The sequence below is a fragment of the Streptomyces sp. NPDC091289 genome (assembly GCF_044757365.1).
Lineage (GTDB): Bacteria > Actinomycetota > Actinomycetes > Streptomycetales > Streptomycetaceae > Streptomyces.
This window is the reverse complement of the sequence record NZ_JBIVUT010000012.1, coordinates 248762-267137: the sequence shown is the minus strand read 5'-3', so window position 1 is coordinate 267137 and position 18376 is coordinate 248762. Positions and strand designations below refer to the sequence as shown.

The window sequence follows — 18376 nt, the reverse complement described above, 5'->3', positions numbered from 1 at the left end:
GCCACACTCCACAACCACGCCCTGGCCACATGATCTACAAGGGCACAGAACCCGGCTTGACCTGCCCGACGCCAGCCTTCTGCAACACGCTTTAGAGCCCTCGGAGTTCCTTCAACCGGGCCACGTCCGCCGCGTGCCCCTCCTTGCCGCCGGGCGTCTCGATGATCAGCGGTACGCCCTCGGTCGCCGGATGCGTGAACAGCTCCCGGAAGGGCTCCGCCCCGATGTGGCCGGCGCCGATGTTCTCGTGCCGGTCCTTGTGCGCGCCCACGACGTCCTTGGAGTCGTTGGCGTGGATCAGCTTCAGCCGCCCCTCGCCGACCGTCTCCACCAGCAGGTCGAGCGTCTGCCGCATCCCCGATGGGCCGGCCAGATCGTGCCCGGCGGCGTAGATGTGGCACGTGTCCAGGCAGATGCCCAGCTTCGGATGGGAGTCCAGCGCCTCGAAGTACGGCCCGAAGTCCCAGGTCCGCGAGCAGAGCGAGAAGCCCTGGCCGGCCGTCGACTCCAGCAGCAGATCCGGAGCGTCGTCGTGGGTCAGCTCGTCCAGCAGCGGACGCATGTGCTCGCGCACCTGGGCCAGCGCCTCGGTACGCGGCCGCCCGCCGGTCGCCGAACCGGTGTGCACCACCACGCCCAGCGCGCCGATCTCCCGGGCCCGCCGCAGCGAATGGCGCAGGGACTCCACGGACTTCTCGACCGTGGCCTCCGTGTGCGAGCCGAAGTTGATCAGATACGGGGCGTGGACGTACGCCGGCATCGAGGCCGCCGCGCACGCGGCGCGGAACAGCTCGTCCTGCGCCGGGTTCCCGGCGGGCATCGCCCAGCCGCGCGGGTTGGCCACGAAGACCTGCACGGTCTCCGCCGCCAGCTCACGGGCGTACTCCAGGCCGACCTTGGCGAGGCCGCCGGCCACCGGGACGTGTCCGCCGACCGGATTGCGCAGAGAGTGCATGTGGTTTCTAGAACCCCTTGGTCTTGATCGTGATCGTGGACCCCTCGGGGGCCTGCTCGCCGCCGTCCACGGACTGGCTCGCGATCGTGTTGCTGAAGGAGAGGAACGGCCGGTCGACCTTCACTTCGAAGCCCGCCTCCTCCAGGGTGCTCCGCGCCTCGTCGACGTCCCGGCCGGTGACGTCCGGGACGTCCAGCATCCGGGGGCCCTGGGAGATCGTCAGCTGGATCGTGTCGCCCTCGGCGGCCTCGGCGCCCTCGCCGGGGGACTGCTCGGCGACATCACCCTCGGCCTCGGCGGAGTGGACCCGGCCGGGCAGCACCTCGGCCTTCAGCCCCTCGGCCTCCAGCTCGGCGGTGGCGTCCTCGGCCGAGAGGCCGGTGACGTCCGGGACCTCGACGGGAGCGCCCTTGCTGACGACGAGCGCCACGGCCGTGTCCGGATTGCGGTCCGTGCCCGCGCGGGGATCCGTGCGGATCACGTCGCCGCGGGCCACGTCCTCGCTGAACTCCTTGGTCACCATCCCGGGGGCCAAGCCCACCTTCTTCAGGGAGCGCCGGGCGTCCGCGAGGGAGTTGCCCACGACATCGGGCACCCGCACGATCTCCGGGCCCCGCGAGACGACGAGCTTCACCGAGCCGTTGCCGCGGATCCGCGCGCCCGACGCGGGGTCGCTGCTGACGACCGAACCCCGCTCGACGGTGTCGCTGAAGACCCGGTCCACGCCCTTCAGCCCGAGCCCCTCGTCGGAGAGCCGCTGCTCGGCGGTCTTCTGGGTCTGGCCCAGCAGGGAGGGGACCTGGGTGAACTGTCCGGAGTTGATGTACCAGACGCCCGTGCCGATGCCGAGCGTCAGCAGGACGGCGGTGAGGATCGTGATCAGCTTGCGGTGCGGCCCGCCGAACGGGCCGCGCCGGCCGGTACCGCGCCGGGGAGCGTCAGGGCCCGCCGGCGGCATCTCCAGGCGGCTCGTGCGGTGCACGACCCCGCCGTCGCCCCCACCGTCCGCCGGGAGGGCCCGAGGGATCACGCTCGTACGGTCGTCCGCGCCGTCGTGCGCCTCCGACAAGGCCTGCGGAGGTACGGCGTCCAGCTCGGCGTCGGTCAGCGCGGCGCGGGCCTCACGGGTCTCGGCCAGCAGCAGCACCGCGTCGTGCGGGCGCACCTCCGGATTGCGGGCCGTCGCGCTCGCCACCAGGCTGTCCAGCGCGACCGGGAGCCCCGGCACGACGGCGGACGGGGCCGGGACGTCGGAGTTGAGGTGCTGGTAGATGACCTGGGCGGCGTTCTCGCCGGTGTGCGGTTTGGCGCCGGTCAGCATCTCGTACAGCACGACCCCGCAGGCGTACACATCGCTGCGGGTGTCGGCGGTGCCGTGCTCGATCTGCTCGGGGGCCAGATACGACACCGTGCCCAGCAGCGAGCCGGTGGTGTCGGTGGCCGTGCCGACCGCCCTGACCAGGCCGAAGTCGGCGACCTTCACCCGGCCGTCGTCCCCTATCAGGACGTTCTCCGGCTTCATGTCGCGGTGCACGAACCCGGCCCGGTGCGCGGCGCCGAGCGCGGCGAGGACCGGCTCCAGGATGTCGAGGGCCGCCCGGGGCTGCAGGGCCCCCCGCTCGCGCAGCACATCGCGCAGGGTGCAGCCCGCCACGTACTCCATCGCGAGATAGACGTACGCGCCCTGGGCGCCCTGGTCGAAGACCGCGACGACATTGGGGTGCGCGAGGCGGGCCACCGACTTGGCCTCACGGATGAAGCGCTCGACGAACGAGACGTCGGTGGCGAGCGCCGGGTGCATCACCTTGAGGGCGAGCACCCGGTCCAGGCGGGTGTCCACGGCCCGGTAGACCGTGGCCATCCCGCCGACGGCGATGCGCGCCTCTATGCGATACCGGCCGTCGAGCAGCTGCCCGACGAGAGGGTCCTGGAGGGTCGTGTCCACCCCGAGAGTCTACGAGCCGCCACCGACACCCCGGACGGGCCGGGGCACTCCCGGGGCCGTTCTGCAGCCGATCCGTGACAGGGACAATTCAAGCCCCGGGCGGCCGGCCCATCCGGGGGCAATTCAAGCCCCTCCGGCGATTGAGGAGCGGGGGTCCGGGGGCAGCGCCCCCGAACACGTACCGGCGGCTCAGAACGCAGGCCGCTCCGGATCCAGCACCGCCCGCCCATCCACCGGCGACGACGCCCGGGCGAAATGGCGGCGCGGAATCCGCCCCGCCCGGTACGCGAGCCGCCCGCCCTCCACCGCATGACGCATCGCCCCGGCCATCAGCTCCGGCTCCTGAGCCCGGGTCACCGCCGAGGCGAGCATCACAGCGGCGCACCCCAGCTCCATCGCCTGCGCCGCGTCCGAGGCCGTCCCGGCGCCCGCGTCGAGGATCACCGGGACCCCGGCCCGCTCGACGATCAGCTCGAAGTTGTGCGGGTTGCGGATGCCGAGCCCGGAGCCGATGGGGGAGCCGAGCGGCATGATCGCCGCGCACCCCACGTCCTCCAGCTTCTGGGCCAGGACCGGGTCGTCGTTGGTGTAGGGCAGCACGACGAACCCGTCGTCCACCAGGATCTCCGCCGCGTCCAGCAGCTCGATCGGGTCGGGCAGCAGGGTCCGTTCGTCGGCCATCACCTCCAGCTTCACCCAGTCGGTGCCGAGCGCCTCCCGGGCCAGCCGGGCGGTCAGCACCGCCTCACCTGCGGTGTAGCAGCCCGCGGTGTTCGGCAGGACCTGGATGGAGAGCCGCTCCAGCACCGAGAGCACCGAACCCCGCACGGTCGGGTCGAGCCGGCGCATCGCGACCGTGGTCAGCTCGGTGCCGGAGGCGATCAGCGAACGCTCCAGCACCTCCAGGCTCGGGGCGCCGCCGGTGCCCATGATCAGCCGGGAGCCGAAGGTGGCCGGACCCAGCGTGAAGACGTCGTCCGACATGGTCAGCCTCCCTGCACGGCGGTCAGGACCTCGACGCGGTCGCCCTCGCCGAGCTTCGTCGTGGCCCACCGGCCGCGCGGGACGACGCTCTCGTTGACGGCGGCGGCGACCCCGGAGCGGGCCGGGGTCAGGGTGGCGACGAGGGCGTCCAGGGCGGTCCCGGCGGGAACGGCACGGGCTTCCCCGTTCACCGAGACGGAAACGGTGGCGGTCGCGGCGGCTTCCGACACGGCGGCGGGCTCCGGCGCGGAGACGGGCTCCGGCACGGTGGGCTGCTGGGTCATACGGGCTGCTCCTGGAGTACGGGGGCGGCGGGGACGGCCGGTCCGAACCGGCCGGGGGCGAAGGGGCGGGCCGCCTCGGGCAGCTCGCCGGTGGTCAGGGCGTCGGCCATCGCGTCCCCGGTCACGGGGGTCAGCAGGACGCCGTTGCGGTGGTGGCCGGTGGCGAACAGCAGACCGGGCAGCGCGGTCGGGCCGAGCAGCGGGGCGTTGTCGGGCGACGCGGGACGCAGACCGGCCAGGGTCTCGGTGAGCGGCAGCTCGGTGATGCCGGGCACCAGCTCATGGGCGTCGCGCAGCAGCTCGTACACCCCGCCGGCGGTGACCGTGGTGTCCCAGCCCAGCTCCTCGCTGGTGGCGCCGACGACCAGCTCGCCGTTCTCGCGCGGCACGAGATAGAGGTGGCCGCCCCGGACCACGGCGCGCACGGTGCGGCTGAGGAAGGGGGCGTACGCCGGGGGCACGGTGAGCCTCAGGACCTGGCCCTTGACCGGGCGGACCGGCGGTACGAGCTCCGGCGGGAGCCCCGCGAGCCGGCCGCTGAGACTGCCCGCGGCGAGCACGACCTGATCGGCCGCGCACTCCGTGCCGTCGCCGAGCAGCGCCCCGGTGGCCCGGCCCCCGGCGACGGTGAGCCGCTCGGCGGTCGTCCGGCGGAACGCGACCCCGGCCCGCTCGCACGCGGTCAGCAGCGCCGCGGCGAGGCGGCGCGGATCCACCTGGTGGTCGCCGTCGACCCGGAGGCCGCCCCGGACGCCGGGGGCCAGCATCGGCTCCAGGCGGCGGCACTCACGGCCGCTCAGCCAGGTCGACTCCAGGCCCGAACGCTCCTGGAGGGCGTGCAGTTCGCGCAGATGCGCCCGGTCGTCGGAGTCCAGTGCGACGGCGAGCGTGCCGCAGGTACGGAAGCCGGTGTCCCGGCCGCTCGCCTCCTCCAGCTCCTCGACGAACGCCGGATAGCGGGCGGCGGAGGCGAGGTTGAGGCCGAGCAGCATCTGCTCGCCGTAGTGCAGTTCGGTGACGGCGGCCAGCATGCCCGCCGCGACCTGTGCGGCGCCGCCGCCCGGTGCGGGGTCCGCCACGGTGACGCCCAGCCCTCGCTGGGCGGCCCGCCACGCGGTGACCAGGCCGATGATTCCGCCCCCGATGACCAGGACGTCGGATCCGTCGGATCCGGAGTTTCTCCCCGAGACGCGCATGGGTGTCCAGCCCCTCCCTTCGCCGGCATGACCCGGAGCAGGTTCGTACGGTCGGAGGCCGTCCAGCCTCCCTCTCAGCCCGGTGCGTCCGGGCTCCCGCGAGTGTTCTACGTTGGCCAGCCTAGACCCACTCGCCCGCGGTCAGTAAGGGAGCGCCTGCCATGGCCCGTTCGCTCGACGGACTCGTCCTCTCGCCCGTCGCCGACCAGGCCCCCGGCCAGGTCGGCACCCGCACCCGCTTCACGTACCACGAGCGGGACGGCGTGATCTGGGCCGAGTACGCGGGCGGCGACGTGGTCCGCGGCCATCTCGTCGGCACCCGGGACGGGGACGCGCTGGACTTCCGCTACGTACAGCTCAAGCGGGACGGAACGACCTCGTCCGGGCACTGTCTCTCGACGGTCGTCGACCTCGCGGACGGCCGGGTGCGGCTGGAGGAGCGGTGGGCCTGGGAGTCCCAGGAGGGCAGCGGGACGAGCGTGGTGGAGGAAGTGCCCTCCTGACGGCCGTCGTTCCGGCGGCCGTATTCCTGACGTGCCGTCAGGTGATTAAGGTGGACAGGTGAGCGAAGAGCAGACGGAGAAGAGTCCGGCCCGGCATGTCGTGGTCGTCGGAGCGGGCATGGCGGGCGTGCAGAGCGCCGTGGCCCTGCGCGAGGCGGGCTTCACCGGGCCCGTCACCCTGATCGGCGCCGAACCCCACCAGCCCTACGACCGGCCGCCGCTGTCCAAGGCCGTGCTGCTGGGCAAGGCCGAGGACTCCGCCTTCGACGTCGACTTCGAGGCGCTGGACATCACCCTGCGCCTCGGTCTGGACGTCACCGCCCTGCGCGCCGCCGACCATGTGCTGGACACCGCCGACGGACCCGTCCGCTACGACGCCCTGGTCCTCGCGACCGGCGCGGAGCCCCTGACCCTGCCCGGCACCGAAGGCGTGTCCGGCGTCCATCTGCTGCGCACCCTCGACGACGCCGCCCGGCTGCGGCCCGTCCTGGACCGGCAGCACGACGTGGTCGTCGTCGGGGCGGGCTGGATCGGCGCGGAGTTCGCCACCGCCGCCCGGGCCGCGGGCTGCGCGGTCACCGTCGTCGAGGCCGCCGCCCGCCCGCTCGCCGGCGCCCTGCCCGCCGAGGTCGCCGCCCCGATGGCCGACTGGTACGCCGACAGCGGCGCCGAACTCCTCACCGGGGCCCGCGTCGACCGCGTCGAGGAGGGGGCCGTCGTCCTCGCGGACGGCCGCACCCTGCCCGCCGGAGCCGTGGTCGTCGGCATCGGCGCCCGCCCCGCCACCGGCTGGCTGGCCGGCTCCGGGGTCGAGCTCGGCCCGGACGGCTCGGTCACCGCCGACAGCGCGCTGCGCACCTCGCTGCCCGATGTGTACGCGGTCGGGGACTGCGCCTCCTTCCCCTCCGCCCGCTACGGAACCCGCCTGCTGGTCCACCACTGGGACAACGCCCTCCAGGGCCCGCGCACCGCGGCCGCCGCGATCATGGCCGCCGAGGACGGTGGACCGCTCCCCGTCCACGACCCCGTCCCGTACTTCTGGTCCGAGCAGTTCGGCCGCTTCGTGCAGTACGCCGGCCACCACGCGGACGCCGACACCCTGCTGTGGCGCGGCGACGGGGCGGATCCGACCTGGTCGGTGTGCTGGCTGCGCGACGGCGCCCTGGTCGCCGTGCTCGCCGTGGGCCGCCCGCGCGACCTCGCCCAGGGCCGCAGGCTCATCGAGTCGGGGGCCGTCCTCGACCCGGAGAAGGTGGCCGATCCCGCCGTACCGCTGAAGTCCGCCGCCCTGTGAGCCGCGCGGTGAGAGGCCCGGGACCCGCCGGGCCGACCCCCGTACGGTCGGCCCGGGTACCGGCTGTCAGTCCTGGATGGCACGCTTGTCCTTGTGACCGAGATTGACGCAAAGACCGATGCTCTCGTCCCCGCCTGGCTCCACCTTCCCGACATCGCGGAAATGCTCGATGTCCAGGTGACGCGCGTACGGCAGCTGGTCAAGGAAGGCCAGCTCATCGCCGTACGCCGTGGTGAGAACCGGACGCTCCAGGTGCCCGCCGCCTTCATCGACGGCGACAAGGTGGTCAAGGGCCTCTCCGGCACCCTGACCCTCCTGAGGGACGACGGCTATTCCGACGAAGAGATGCTGGAGTGGCTCTTCACTCCCGACCCGACCCTGCCCGGCACCCCCGCACAGGCGCTGAGCGAGAATCGCGGTACGGAGGTGAAGCGCCGCGCCCAGGCGCTCGCCGTCTGACCGACACGACAGAAAGCGGAGCACGGGCCGCCCGGTGCGGCCCGTGCACCGTCACGACCACGGGGGAGTTCCACCTATGTCCACGTCTGTGCCCACGCCTCGCGAGCAGCTGTCCGACGCCCGGCTCTATCTGTGCACGGACGCCCGCAAGCGGCAGGGTGACCTCCCCGCCTTCCTGGACGCCGTGCTCGCCGCCGGCGTCGACATCGTCCAGCTCCGGGACAAGGGCATGGAGGCCGCCGAGGAGCTGGAGCACCTCGCGGTCTTCGCCGACGCCTGCCGCCGGCACGGCAAGCTCCTCGCGGTGAACGACCGCGCGGATGTCGCCCACGCCATCGGCGCCGACGTCCTGCACCTCGGGCAGGGCGACCTGCCGGTCCCCGCCGCCCGCGCGATCATCGGTGCCGACCGGCTGATCGGCCGCTCCACGCACGCCGAGGCCGAGGTCGACGCCGCCGTCGCCCAGGACGGTGTGGACTATTTCTGCACCGGCCCCTGCTGGCCCACCCCCACCAAGCCCGGCCGCCACGCCCCCGGCCTCGGCCTCGTGCGTCACGCCGCCTCCCTCGGCCAGGCGCGCCCCTGGTTCGCGATCGGCGGGATCGACGCGGGCAATCTGGACCAGGTGCTGGACGCCGGGGCCCGCCGTGTCGTCGTCGTCCGGGCGATCACCGAGGCCGACGATCCCGCCGCCGCCACCGCCGACCTGGCCCGCCGTGTCCGGGCGCACACGCTCTGAACTTCAGGCGTACTGATGGCGGACATCTCGGGCTTCTGTCCGAGGGATGGACAACAGTCCGGCAAAACGAGACAAACTTTCCCGCTCTGGTTGGGGGAGCGTCCACCCCCTGGTTAACCTCCCCTTATGGCCCTTGGCACACCCTCCACCAGGACGGATCACGCGCGCACCGTGCGTGACCTGCTAGCGACCGGCAAGACGTCGTACTCCTTCGAGTTCTGGGCGCCCAAGACGGAAAAAGGTGAGCGCAACCTCTGGAACGCGCTGCGCCGCGTCGAGGCGGTCCGCCCGAGTTTCGTCTCCGTGACGTACGGCGCCGGCGGATCCACCCGCGCCGGGACGGTCCGGGCCACCCAGCAGATCGCCGCCGACTCCACCCTCACCCCGGTCGCCCACCTCACCGCGGTGAACCACTCCGTCGCCGAGCTGCGCAACATGGTCGGGCAGTACGCCGACGCGGGCATCAGGAACATCCTCGCGGTCCGCGGCGACCCGCCGGGCGACCCGATGGGCGCGTGGGTGGAGCACCCGCAGGGAGTGAAGTACGCCGCCGACCTCGTCCGGCTCATCAAGGAATCGGGCGACTTCTGCGTCGGCGTCGCGGCATTTCCCGAAATGCACCCCCGGTCGACCGACTGGGAGACGGACATCGGCCATTTCGTGGACAAGTGCCGGGCCGGCGCGGATTATGCGATCACGCAGATGTTCTTCCGCCCGGAGGACTATCTCCGGATGCGTGACCGTGTGGTCGCTGCGGGTTGCGAAACGCCGGTGATCCCCGAGGTCATGCCCCTTACCAGCGTGAAGCAATTGGAAAAGTTCTCCCAGCTCAGCAACGCGACCGTGCCCGCGTCGTTGAAAGAGCGCATCCTCGCGGCCAAGGACGATCCAGCCGCTGTACGCTCCATTGGCATCGAGTTCGCAACGGAGTTCTGCGCGAAGCTGCTGTCCGAGGGTGTGCCCGGACTGCACTTCATCACGCTCAACAACTCGACGGCTACGCTCGAAATCTACGAAAAACTCGGACTGCACAAGCAGTCGTGACCGGTCGTACCCGCCGCCGACGCGGCTACGGCCGAAGGAGGGGGCGGGCGTGGGCTGGACGGTCCTCTACATCGCATTCGGTCTGGTGGCTCTGTGGCTGCTCGGCGAGGTGCTGCTGCAGTACAAGGCACGACTGCGCTGGCGGCTCCTCGCCTTCGCCGGTTTCCTCGGCGTGGTGGTCGGGGTGCTGCTGGCCTCCGTTCCGGTCATCGTCGTCGGCACCATCGCCTTCGCCACCGGCCAGACCTTCGTGACGCTGTCCTTCCGGCGCGGCTTCTCCACCGGCTGGGCCATAGGCGGCAGCCCGGGGGAGAGCCGCCGGCGCAAGGGCGGCGGCGAGGGCGCCGCCGTGAAGGAACCCACGCTGGAGGTCTCCGACCTGGAGGTCGCCGCCCCCGGGTACGACCAGCCCCCGGCCGCCCCGCCCGCGCCGTCCGTCTACGAACCGCAGCCGCTGCCCGACGACACCGGCCAGTACGGCGTGTACGGGGACACCGGCTACGACGCGAACGGCAACGCCCGCCAGGACCAGGGCCAGGGTCACGAGACCGACCCCTCGGCCCAGCCGCAGTACGCCGCGTACGACCCGTACACCGGCTACGGGCAGCAGCCGGCCCAGGACCCCTACGCCGGAACGTACGACTACGGCACCGGCCAGCAGAGCTACGCCGCCTACTCCGACCCGTACATCGGCACCACCAACGGAGCCCCCTCCTACGGCGGTTACGACGCCTACGGCAACGGCGACGGCTACGACAGCCAGGGCGGGCAGCAGAGCTACGCCGACCCCTACGCCCAGAGCTACGGCGCGGAGACGTACGGCACCGACACCCCGCCCGGCGGCGTCTGGGTCCCGCAGCAGCGCGACGCCGAGCAGTACCCCCCGATGCCGCCGGAGCAGCCCGCGGGGCCCGCTTCGTACGGCAACGGCTACGACACCGGCCAGAACGAGCAGTACCGCTACTGAGACCGCGCCGCCGCCGGGGGACGGGCCCCGGCGGCAGCGGCGCCCGTGCTCCTCGCCCTCGCTCAGCGGGAGCCGCGGAAGTCGTCGCCCTCCACGACGAGCCCGGCCACCAGCGTGCCCGACATCCCGGCGTGCGCGAGCCCGCCGCCCGGGTGCGCCCAGCCGCCCGCGAGATACAGCCCCGGCAGCCGGGTGCGGTTGCCCGGGTGCAGATACGCGCCGTCCGCCCCGGCCAGCGCGGGCGGCGGCACCGCACCGCCCTCGGCCCCCGTCTCCGCCTCGGTCTCCGCCGGTGTGCGGACCTCGGTGTGCAGGATCCGCTCCCGCAGCCCGGGAACGGCCGCCGCCGCCCGCTCCACCAGGACATCGGCGAACCGCTGCCGCACCCCCGCGTCCCGCCAGTCGACCGGCCCCTGCGGAGCGACCGTCGCGGTGAGCGTCACCGCCTCGTGCTCCGCGTCCGGGCGGGTCGCCGGATCGTCGGGGCGCAGCACCGTCACCGTGGGGTGCCCGGCGACCCGGCCCCCGAACACCGCCTCCTGCTCCGCGGCCCCGTCCGCGCTGTGCACCACGGTCCGGTGCACCGCGTCCGCCTCCCGGGCCCCGCGCAGCGACAGCAGCACCGTGAACCGCCCGGCCGCACCCGCGCCGGAGCCCGCCCGGACCGTCACATCGTCCGCGCCCCCCACCTGCTGACCCGGCACCAGACCCGGGCGCGGCCGGACCCCGAGCACCACCCGGTCGGCCTCGGCCACCTCACCGCCCGCCAGCTCGACGCCCGCCGCCCGGCCGTCCTTCTCGACGACCCGGACCACCTCGGCCCCGAAGACGAACTCCACCCTGCGGGCCACACACCGCTCGTACACCGCCCGCGCCAGCTCGCGCATCCCGCCCAGCACGTACCAGCTGCCGAAGGTCTGCTCCATGTACGGCAGCAGCGCGGCGCTCGCGGGGGCGGCGCGCGGGTCGAGGCCGTGGGACAGCGCGTACCCGTCGAGCAGGGCGGCGAGCCGGACGTCCGCCAGCTCCCACGCGCCGATCTCCGCGACCGTGGACGCCTGCCGGGCCCCGCGCAGCAGCCGCCGCTGCCGCACGGAGGGATACGGGTCGCGCCCCAGCACCTGGTGATCCGCCCGCAGCGGCTCCTCCAGGAGCGGCCGCCGCGACCGGTCCCAGGCATCCCGGGCCCGGTCCATGAAGTCGCTCCAGCGGGCCCCGGCGCCCGCGCCGAGGGCGCCGTCCAGGGCGGCGGCGACCCCGGCCCGGGAGGCGTTGGGCAGGGACACCGCCGTGCCGTCCGCGAAGAGATGGCGGCTCGCCGGATCGACCTGGGACAGCGTCACGCACTGCTCCAGCGACTCCTTGCCGGTCTTCACGAAGAGATCGCGCTGGACGGCGGGGAGGTGCAGCAGCCCGGGCCCGGTGTCGAAGACGAAGCCCTCGTGCTCATGGCGGCCGACCGAGCCGCCGTAGCTCGCGGACCGCTCGTACACCGTCACCCTGTCGCCCGCGACGGCGAGCCGGGCGGCCGCCGCCATGGCGCCCGTCCCGGCGCCGATCACCGCAATTCGTGCCATGCCGGTGACTTTATCGACCACCACTGACAGCTCAGCCAGGAGGCCAGGGCCCCTCCGCGCCGGCCAGCCGTTTCTCCTCGCGGCGCCAGGGCCTGTCTGACAACTCCCGTCTGCCTCACGACGCCATGCACGCACTCTCGCCGCGCCGGCCCCAGACCCAAGTACGTCCAGTACGAGGGCCTGGGGCCGGCACGCCGAGAGCACGCACCTGACGCCGCGCGGCCGCCCTACGGGCTACGACGGGAGTTGTCAGACAGGCCCTGGGCCCGGCGGCGCAGGAAGCGGCGGATCCGGGAGGCGAGGAAGGCCACTATGACGATCCCGAGCACCAGCAGCACGGCCGCGATCACGGCGGCCGCCACCGGATTGAATATGGCGAAGGTGACGACCCCGGCGACCCCGAGGTCCTCCGCGATGCTCATCCCGACGTTGCTGAACGGCTCCGGGGAGGTGTTCACGGCCATCCGCGTGCCGGCCTTCACCAGATGGCTCATCAGCGCCGTGGAGCCGCCGATCGCCCCGGCCGCCAGCTCCGGCAGCGAACCGCTCTCCCCGGCCAGCAGCGCGGCGATCACCGCCCCGGCCACCGGCCGGATCACGGTGTGCGCCGTGTCCCAGACCGAGTCCACGTAGGGGATCTTGTCCGCCACCGCCTCGCAGAGGAACAGCACACCGGCCACGATCAGGACGTCCGTGCGCTGCAGGGCGGCGGGCACCTCGTCGGAGACGCCGGTCGCGCCGAACAGGCCGAGCAGCAGGACCACCGCGTACGCGTTGATTCCGCTGGCCCAGCCGCTTGTGAACACCAGGGGGATTACCGACACGCAGGTGATCGTAACGACCCCGCGCCGGACCCGGGTGGGGTTCGGAACGGAGCTCTGAGTATCCGTACTCAGGGACACAGATGAGTAGCTGCGCGGATAGGCCCCCACCTGCGCGGACGGCAGAGTGATGACCACGGAAGGGGCGCTGCGCCAGGACCGCCGGCACGGGGCGGCGGAACGGTGCGGTTCCCCCGACGCAACGGGGGTGCACGACGGAGGCCCGGGGACCACGGGGGACATACGGGGTCACGGGGAACGGGTTTCCGGCAAGCACGGAAGACGCCGGTCCGGTGAGGTTCGCGGGGGATGCGAACTCCAGCGGCCGGCGTCTTCGGCTTTCCCGGCGCCTCTGCCGGGGGCGGGCCTCAGCGCCCGCTGACCCGCCCGTGCAGCAGCAGCGACAGCGCCGAGTGGACCTCGTCGATCGAGCGCTCCGGCTGGAAGGCCTGCCAGTCCAGCGCCGCCACCAGCACCATCCCGACCAGCGCGGCGGCCGTCAGCGGGATGTCGATCTCCTCGCTCAGCTCACCGCTGCGCACCGCCTCGCGCAGCACGTCCTCGACGACCGCGACGGCCTCCTGACGCACCACCAGCAGCGTGGACTGCCAGGCGCGGTTGGTGCGCCAGAGCTCGGCCACGTACAGCTGGGTGAAGGCCGGGTAGCGGTCGATGAAGGCGAGCCCGGCCCGGATCATGGCGTCCAGCGCCTCGACCCGGGTGCCGCCGCGCTCCGCGGACTCCTCGGCGGCGGCCCGCAGCGAGGCCGTGAGCAGCCCCACACCGTGCCGGAGCAGCTCCTCGAACAGCTCGGTCTTGCTCTTGAAGTTGTAATAGACCGTGCCCTTGGCGACACCGGCCCGCTCGGCGATCTCGTCGACGGTGGTCGCCGAGAAGCCCTTCTCGGCGATGAGCGTCACCGCCGCCTCGTAGAGCTTCTGCCGGGTGGCCTGGCGGCGCGTGGTGCCACTGCTTTCCATGAGCTCGATTCTTCCAGGCCCCGACGCGCTCACCGGCCCGGCTCCCGGCGCGTTCACCGGCTCGGCTCCGGACGCGCTCACAGGCTCAGCTCCGGGTGCAGCCGGCTCAGGCTCCACACCTGCTTGCGGCGGGCGGTGAACGCGGTCAGGGCGAGCGCGCCGACGGTGAAGGCGCCCAGCACCGCGCAGCCCAGCCACACCGGGGCGAGCGGACCGCCCGTGATGAGCCTGCGCAGCCCCTCGACGACGTAGGTCATCGGCAGGTACGGGTGGATCGCGCCGAAGAAGCCGGGGCTGGTCTGGACGGGGTACGTGCCCCCGGCCGAGGTCAGCTGGAGCATCAGCACCACCAGCACCAGGATCCGCCCGGCCGCCCCGAAGCAGGCGTTCAGCCACTGCACGATCGCGGCGAAGCAGCAGGTCACCAGGGCCAGGAAGCCGATCGTTCCGGCGGCGTGGGTCATCTGGAGGTCGAGGCCCCAGTGCAGGACGGCCATCAGGGCGGCGACCTGGGCCGTGCCGATGGCGGCGACCGGGAGCCAGCCGGCGAACGCGATCCGCCAGGAGGAGGCCCCGGCGGCGAGTGCCCGCCGGTTGAGCGGCTGGATCAGCATGTACGCCACCATCGCGCCGACCCACAGGGACAGCGGGATGAAGTACGGGGCGAAGCCGGTGCCGTAGTTGGGGGCTTCGTGCAGCGACTTGGAGGCCAGCTGGACGGGGTCGGCCATGACGTCGGTCCGCGCGTCGCGGTCCTTCTTGTCGTAGTCCGGGATCTTGTCCACGCCGTCGTTGAGGCCCTGGGCCAGCTCGGTCGAACCGTCGCCGAGCCGGAACAGCCCGCCGTCCAGGTTCTCGGCGCCGGTCTTCAGTTTGCCGACGCCGGTGTCCAGGTTGCTGGAGCCGGTCTGCGCGCCGCCGAGTCCGGTGTGCAGCGCCTGCGCGCCCTTGGCGACCTTGTGGGCGCCGGTGTTGAGCTTGTTGACCTCGCTGACGGCGGATGCCAGGTCGTCGTTGAGCGTCGGCGCGCGCTTCGCGAGGTCCTCGGCCTGCTTCTGGAAGGTGGTCAGCTGGGCGCTCAGCTTCTTCAGGTCGCCGTTCTGATTGGTGACCAGGGTGTTCACATCGGCGGCGATCTTCGCGACGTCGACGGCCGTGACCTTGGCGCGCTCCAGCGGCGGGCAGACCGTGGCGTCGGGCTCCTCGGCCTCCTCGCACTGGGTGCGGTGGATCTCGGTCAGCTCGTCGGCCGCCTCCTTGGCGCCGACGGCGGCGGTCGGCGCGCTCTTCACCAACAGGTCGAGGTTGTGCCGGACGGCCCCGGAGGTGTCGGCGACCAGCCGGGCCGTGTCGCGGATGGACTTCCCGTTGTCCTGGAAGAAGGGGCGTACGTCGGTGGCGATCCCGTTGACCTTGTCGGCCAGTAGCTGGGTGCCGCCGGCCACCTGGGCGGAGCCCGTGGCGAGATCGCGCGAGCCCTTGTTCAGCTGGACGATTCCGTCGGAGAGCTTCTTGCTGCCCGCCTTGGAGTCCTTGAGGCCGTCCGCGAGGTCCTTGGAACCCTGCTTCGCCTTCGAGATGCCGCCCTTGAGGTCGTCGGCTCCCTTGGCCGCCTCGGCGGTCTTGTCGTGCAGATCGGAGAAGTTGATGAAGATGCGGTCCAGGAAGCCCCGGGAGGCGTTCGTGGAGGCGGCGTTGCGCACCTCGCCGAAGACCGTCTTGGAGATCTGGCCGACGATGTAGTTGTTCGCGTCGTTCGTGCGCACCTGGAGCGCGCCGGTCTCGGGGGAGTCCCCGCCGCTGGACGCGATCTTCTTACTGAAGTCCGACGGCATCGTCAACGAGAGGTAGTACGTGCCCTCCTCGACGCCCTTCTCGGCGTCGGCGGAGCTCACCTCGTGCCAGTCGAACACCTTGGAGTCGAGCAGCTTCTTGCTGATCTCGTCCCCGGCCGTGACGCGCTTGCCGTCGCTGGTGGCCCCCTTGTCGTCGTTGACCAGGGCGACGGGCAGCTTGTCGAGCTTCCCGTACGGGTCCCAGAAGGAGCACAGGTACAGGGCGCCGTAGAGCAGCGGCAGGAGCAGCAGGGCCACCAGCGCGGCGGCCGGCAGCTTCCCCCTGCCGAACCGCTTCAGCTCAAGCGCGGCCAGCTTCGGCGAACGCATCGGCCGTCTCCTCGTCGGTGGTGGGGGCGGTGGTGGGTTCTTCGGCGGCGCGTTCTCCGGTGACCGGGGCGGTCCGCACGACCTGGGTGTTCTCCGGGGCCTCGCTGCACACGGCGAGCACGGTCGTCCCGGCGTCGGCCACGGAGCGCAGCAGCGCCCAGGCCCGGTCGCGTTCGGCGTCCGGGAGCTTGAGGTCGGTGTCGTCGACGGCGAGCAGCCGCGGCTTGCCGATCAGCGCCAGCGCGACGGACAGCCGCAGCGCCTCGAGACGCTCCAGATCCCGTACGGAGGTGCGCCCCGACTTGGGCAGGGTGGCGGGGTCGAGCCCCGCGGCCTCCAGGGCCTCGTCGACCCGGGCCTCGGCCGCGGCCCGGCGCTCGGCGCGCGGGCGCAGCAGGGTGCGCAGGGATGCGCCGTAGCGGCCCTGGAGGAGGGCGCGTTCGCCGAGGTGCTCGGCGACGGTGAAGGCGGGGTCCAGCTCGCTGACGCCCGGCACCGGGCCCAGGGCGGCGATCCTGCGGACGGCGGCGGCCTGCTTGGGCAGCCGCAGCCCGCCGGTCTCCGCATGGCCCTCGGTGGTGCGCATCCGGCCGGTCAGGGCGAGCAGCAGGCAGGTGCGGCCCGATCCCGACGGTCCCTCGATGGCCACCAGCGCCCCTGGCTCGGCACTGAACGTCACGTTCCGGAAGACCGGGCCGCGCGGTCCTTCCAGTCCGAAGTCCTCGGCGCTGACAGCGGCGCCGTGCGGGCTCTCCACAGAGACCCTCCCCTAATTGAACTGACCAGTCAGTGCAAAAAGGTAGTCCGAACTCGCGCTCGAAGCAAAACGGCAGGTCAGGGGCGGATTCGGGTCGATTGTCAGTGGGGCCCGCCACCATGGACACAGACGGCCACGAAGCCGTCACACGACGACAGGAGGTTCGTCATGGCCAGCTCGTCCGCAGCCGCCGCCCCGCGGCGCCGCGCAGGCAGCCCTGCCCCCTCACCGACCGGTCCGGCCGGCGATGTCCACCCCGTGCTGCGCCGCAGCACGGCGCCGCCCGCCGCTCTCGAACTGCTCGCCAAGGCCCGCTCCGGCCTCGACGAGGCCGCCGTGCTCCACGAACCCAACGAGCGGTACGCCACCGCCCACCTCGCCGCCCTGCGCACCGCGGCGGCCGTGCTGGCCGCCCGCGGCCGCCCCGAGACGAACAAGCGCCGCCGCGACCGCATCCGCAGCGCCTGGGAAGTCCTCCCGGAGATAGCCCCGGAACTGACCGAATGGAGCGCCCTCTTCGCCTCGGGCGCCCTGCGCCGGGCCCGCGCGGAGGCCGGCATGCCGGGAGCCGCCAGCGGGCGCGACGCCGACGACCTGCTGCGCGACGCGGCCATGTTCCTGCGCCTGGTGGAACGGCTGCTGGTGCTCCAGCCGGTGCTCCCGCAACCACGCCCGGAGCGCCCCGGCGGCGGGTGACCCGGACACGTCCCGAACGGCCCGGCGGCGGGTGATCCGGGCGGCGGTGCGAGGCAATAGGGTGGTGACCGCTCACATCACCACCCGCACCGTTCACGCTCCGCCGTCCCCGGCGGCACCGTGCCGAGGAGTCATCTGCCGTGTCGGACCAGCTGCGCCCCCGCGCCTCCCTCCGTACCGCCGTGGTCTGGGAGGTCCTCAAGGACGCTCTGGACCGTCAGGCCAAGGCGACCGGCAGGGACGCCCTGGACGTACTGGACACCGGCGGCGGCACCGGCAACTTCGCCGTGCCCGCGGCCCGGCTCGGCCACCGGGTCACCGTCGTCGACCCCAGCCCCAACGCGCTCTTCGCGCTGGAGCGCCGTGCGGCCGAGGCCGGGGTCGCCGACCGGGTCCGGGGAGTCCAGGGCGACATCCTCGGGCTGTTCGACGTCGTGGAGCGTGACGGCTTCGACGCGGTTCTCTGCCATGGCGTCCTGGAGTACGTCGACGAGCCCGCCGAGGGCGTACGCAACGCGGTCGAGGCGCTGCGCCCCTCCGGCGCGCTCAGCCTGCTGGCCGCCGGACTGGGCGGAGCCGTCCTGGCCCGCGCGCTCGCCGGTCACTTCACCGAGGCCCGGCACGCGCTCACCGACCCGGCCGGCCGCTGGGGCGAGGGCGACCCGGTGCCCCGCAGGTTCACCGCCGATCAGCTCTCCGACCTGGTCTCCGAGGCCGGTCTGGAGATCGCCGGGGTGCACGGGGTCCGGGTCTTCGCCGACCTCGTGCCGGGCGGCCTGGTGGACACCGAGCCCGGCGCCATGGAGGCGCTCCTCAAGCTGGAAGCGGCCGTCGCCGAGCAGCCCGCGTTCCATTCCGTCGCCACGCAGCTGCACGTTCTGGGCGAGAAGCGCCGCTGATCAGCAACGCAGCTGCGGACGGAGTGGGACTCAGGACCCCCGTACGGGGCGTACGCCCCGTATGATCGGGTGACACCATCCGGCATGGCGGATCGGTCGTCGGGGAATCTA

General features: G+C 72.9%; 18 protein-coding genes and 1 riboswitch. Of the genes, 8 read left to right on the top strand and 10 right to left on the bottom strand.

Annotated features, from left to right (window positions below; genetic code table 11):
* Positions 1–91 precede the first annotated feature (91 nt).
* The 5 genes from ACIQPT_RS18525 to thiO form a co-directional block, all read right to left on the bottom strand.
* Complete coding sequence (locus tag ACIQPT_RS18525; RefSeq protein WP_401156939.1) at positions 92–955, bottom strand: deoxyribonuclease IV; 864 nt, start codon at positions 953–955, stop codon at positions 92–94.
* Positions 956–962: 7 nt separating this feature from the next.
* Positions 963–2900, bottom strand: coding sequence for a Stk1 family PASTA domain-containing Ser/Thr kinase (gene pknB, locus ACIQPT_RS18520; protein ID WP_401156938.1), 1938 nt, complete (start codon positions 2898–2900; stop codon positions 963–965).
* A gap of 189 nt (positions 2901–3089) precedes the next feature.
* The gene (locus tag ACIQPT_RS18515; RefSeq protein ID WP_401156937.1) at positions 3090–3884 is read right to left on the bottom strand and encodes a thiazole synthase; all 795 of its coding nucleotides are present in this window, start codon (positions 3882–3884) and stop codon (positions 3090–3092) included.
* A gap of 2 nt (positions 3885–3886) precedes the next feature.
* Positions 3887–4168: a sulfur carrier protein ThiS gene (gene thiS, locus ACIQPT_RS18510; protein WP_401156936.1), complete on the bottom strand. Its 282-nt coding sequence runs from the start codon at positions 4166–4168 to the stop codon at positions 3887–3889.
* The gene (gene thiO, locus ACIQPT_RS18505; RefSeq protein ID WP_401156935.1) at positions 4165–5364 is read right to left on the bottom strand and encodes a glycine oxidase ThiO; all 1200 of its coding nucleotides are present in this window, start codon (positions 5362–5364) and stop codon (positions 4165–4167) included. The genes thiS and thiO overlap by 4 nt, the downstream gene beginning before the upstream one ends.
* Positions 5362–5474, bottom strand: a riboswitch (TPP riboswitch). (Overlaps the previous gene by 3 nt.)
* Positions 5475–5525: 51 nt before the next feature.
* On the opposite strand from thiO, the gene ACIQPT_RS18500 reads away from it, so the two are divergent.
* The 6 genes from ACIQPT_RS18500 to ACIQPT_RS18475 all read left to right on the top strand — a co-directional run bounded on the left by ACIQPT_RS18500 (position 5526) and on the right by ACIQPT_RS18475 (position 10370).
* Positions 5526–5867: a hypothetical protein gene (locus ACIQPT_RS18500; protein WP_401156934.1), complete on the top strand. Its 342-nt coding sequence runs from the start codon at positions 5526–5528 to the stop codon at positions 5865–5867.
* A gap of 118 nt (positions 5868–5985) precedes the next feature.
* The gene (locus ACIQPT_RS18495) at positions 5986–7161 is read left to right on the top strand and encodes an NAD(P)/FAD-dependent oxidoreductase (protein WP_401156952.1); all 1176 of its coding nucleotides are present in this window, start codon (positions 5986–5988) and stop codon (positions 7159–7161) included.
* A gap of 93 nt (positions 7162–7254) precedes the next feature.
* On the top strand, positions 7255–7620 hold the full coding sequence (locus ACIQPT_RS18490) for an Rv2175c family DNA-binding protein (protein ID WP_371622973.1): 366 nt from the start codon (positions 7255–7257) through the stop codon (positions 7618–7620).
* Between the two features lie 88 nt (positions 7621–7708).
* Positions 7709–8359 carry a thiamine phosphate synthase gene (gene thiE, locus ACIQPT_RS18485; RefSeq protein ID WP_401156951.1) on the top strand — a complete coding sequence of 217 codons (651 nt, stop codon included), beginning with the start codon at positions 7709–7711 and terminating at the stop codon, positions 8357–8359.
* Positions 8360–8485: 126 nt separating this feature from the next.
* On the top strand, positions 8486–9403 hold the full coding sequence (metF, locus tag ACIQPT_RS18480; protein ID WP_164614221.1) for a methylenetetrahydrofolate reductase [NAD(P)H]: 918 nt from the start codon (positions 8486–8488) through the stop codon (positions 9401–9403).
* Positions 9404–9452: 49 nt separating this feature from the next.
* The gene (locus ACIQPT_RS18475) at positions 9453–10370 is read left to right on the top strand and encodes a hypothetical protein (RefSeq protein ID WP_401156933.1); all 918 of its coding nucleotides are present in this window, start codon (positions 9453–9455) and stop codon (positions 10368–10370) included.
* 62 nt (positions 10371–10432) lie between these two features.
* Here ACIQPT_RS18475 and ACIQPT_RS18470 read toward each other — a convergent pair whose 3' ends face one another.
* The 5 genes from ACIQPT_RS18470 to ACIQPT_RS18450 all read right to left on the bottom strand — a co-directional run bounded on the left by ACIQPT_RS18470 (position 10433) and on the right by ACIQPT_RS18450 (position 16670).
* Complete coding sequence (locus tag ACIQPT_RS18470; RefSeq protein WP_401156932.1) at positions 10433–11947, bottom strand: phytoene desaturase family protein; 1515 nt, start codon at positions 11945–11947, stop codon at positions 10433–10435.
* 227 nt (positions 11948–12174) lie between these two features.
* Positions 12175–12771, bottom strand: coding sequence for a DUF4126 domain-containing protein (locus tag ACIQPT_RS18465; RefSeq protein ID WP_401156931.1), 597 nt, complete (start codon positions 12769–12771; stop codon positions 12175–12177).
* 365 nt (positions 12772–13136) lie between these two features.
* A complete protein-coding gene (locus ACIQPT_RS18460) occupies positions 13137–13748 on the bottom strand; it encodes a TetR/AcrR family transcriptional regulator (protein ID WP_030086638.1) in 612 nt (203 codons plus the stop codon).
* A gap of 77 nt (positions 13749–13825) precedes the next feature.
* Positions 13826–15913 carry a YhgE/Pip family protein gene (locus tag ACIQPT_RS18455; RefSeq protein WP_401156930.1) on the bottom strand — a complete coding sequence of 696 codons (2088 nt, stop codon included), beginning with the start codon at positions 15911–15913 and terminating at the stop codon, positions 13826–13828.
* Positions 15885–16670: an ATP-binding cassette domain-containing protein gene (locus ACIQPT_RS18450; RefSeq protein ID WP_401156929.1), complete on the bottom strand. Its 786-nt coding sequence runs from the start codon at positions 16668–16670 to the stop codon at positions 15885–15887. The genes ACIQPT_RS18455 and ACIQPT_RS18450 overlap by 29 nt, the downstream gene beginning before the upstream one ends.
* Positions 16671–16838: 168 nt before the next feature.
* Here ACIQPT_RS18450 and ACIQPT_RS18445 point away from each other — a divergent pair, with 168 nt between their 5' ends.
* Both ACIQPT_RS18445 and ACIQPT_RS18440 read left to right on the top strand, forming a co-directional pair.
* On the top strand, positions 16839–17366 hold the full coding sequence (locus ACIQPT_RS18445) for an SAV_6107 family HEPN domain-containing protein (protein ID WP_401156928.1): 528 nt from the start codon (positions 16839–16841) through the stop codon (positions 17364–17366).
* A 140-nt stretch (positions 17367–17506) separates the two neighbouring features.
* The gene (locus tag ACIQPT_RS18440) at positions 17507–18265 is read left to right on the top strand and encodes a methyltransferase (RefSeq protein ID WP_401156927.1); all 759 of its coding nucleotides are present in this window, start codon (positions 17507–17509) and stop codon (positions 18263–18265) included.
* Positions 18266–18376: the final 111 nt, after the last annotated feature.

Excerpts from the sequence above, each read along its gene's own strand:
- ACIQPT_RS18525 (WP_401156939.1), bottom strand. The coding sequence starts at position 955 with ATGCACTCTCTGCGCAATCCGGTCGGCGGACACGTCCCGGTGGCCGGC.
- metF (WP_164614221.1), top strand. The coding sequence starts at position 8,486 with ATGGCCCTTGGCACACCCTCCACCAGGACGGATCACGCGCGCACCGTG.
- ACIQPT_RS18445 (WP_401156928.1), top strand. The coding sequence starts at position 16,839 with ATGGCCAGCTCGTCCGCAGCCGCCGCCCCGCGGCGCCGCGCAGGCAGC.
- ACIQPT_RS18470 (WP_401156932.1), bottom strand. The coding sequence starts at position 11,947 with ATGGCACGAATTGCGGTGATCGGCGCCGGGACGGGCGCCATGGCGGCG.
- thiS (WP_401156936.1), bottom strand. The coding sequence starts at position 4,168 with ATGACCCAGCAGCCCACCGTGCCGGAGCCCGTCTCCGCGCCGGAGCCC.
- ACIQPT_RS18500 (WP_401156934.1), top strand. The coding sequence starts at position 5,526 with ATGGCCCGTTCGCTCGACGGACTCGTCCTCTCGCCCGTCGCCGACCAG.
- thiO (WP_401156935.1), bottom strand. The coding sequence starts at position 5,364 with ATGCGCGTCTCGGGGAGAAACTCCGGATCCGACGGATCCGACGTCCTG.
- ACIQPT_RS18455 (WP_401156930.1), bottom strand. The coding sequence starts at position 15,913 with ATGCGTTCGCCGAAGCTGGCCGCGCTTGAGCTGAAGCGGTTCGGCAGG.
- ACIQPT_RS18495 (WP_401156952.1), top strand. The coding sequence starts at position 5,986 with ATGGCGGGCGTGCAGAGCGCCGTGGCCCTGCGCGAGGCGGGCTTCACC.
- ACIQPT_RS18460 (WP_030086638.1), bottom strand. The coding sequence starts at position 13,748 with ATGGAAAGCAGTGGCACCACGCGCCGCCAGGCCACCCGGCAGAAGCTC.
- ACIQPT_RS18515 (WP_401156937.1), bottom strand. The coding sequence starts at position 3,884 with ATGTCGGACGACGTCTTCACGCTGGGTCCGGCCACCTTCGGCTCCCGG.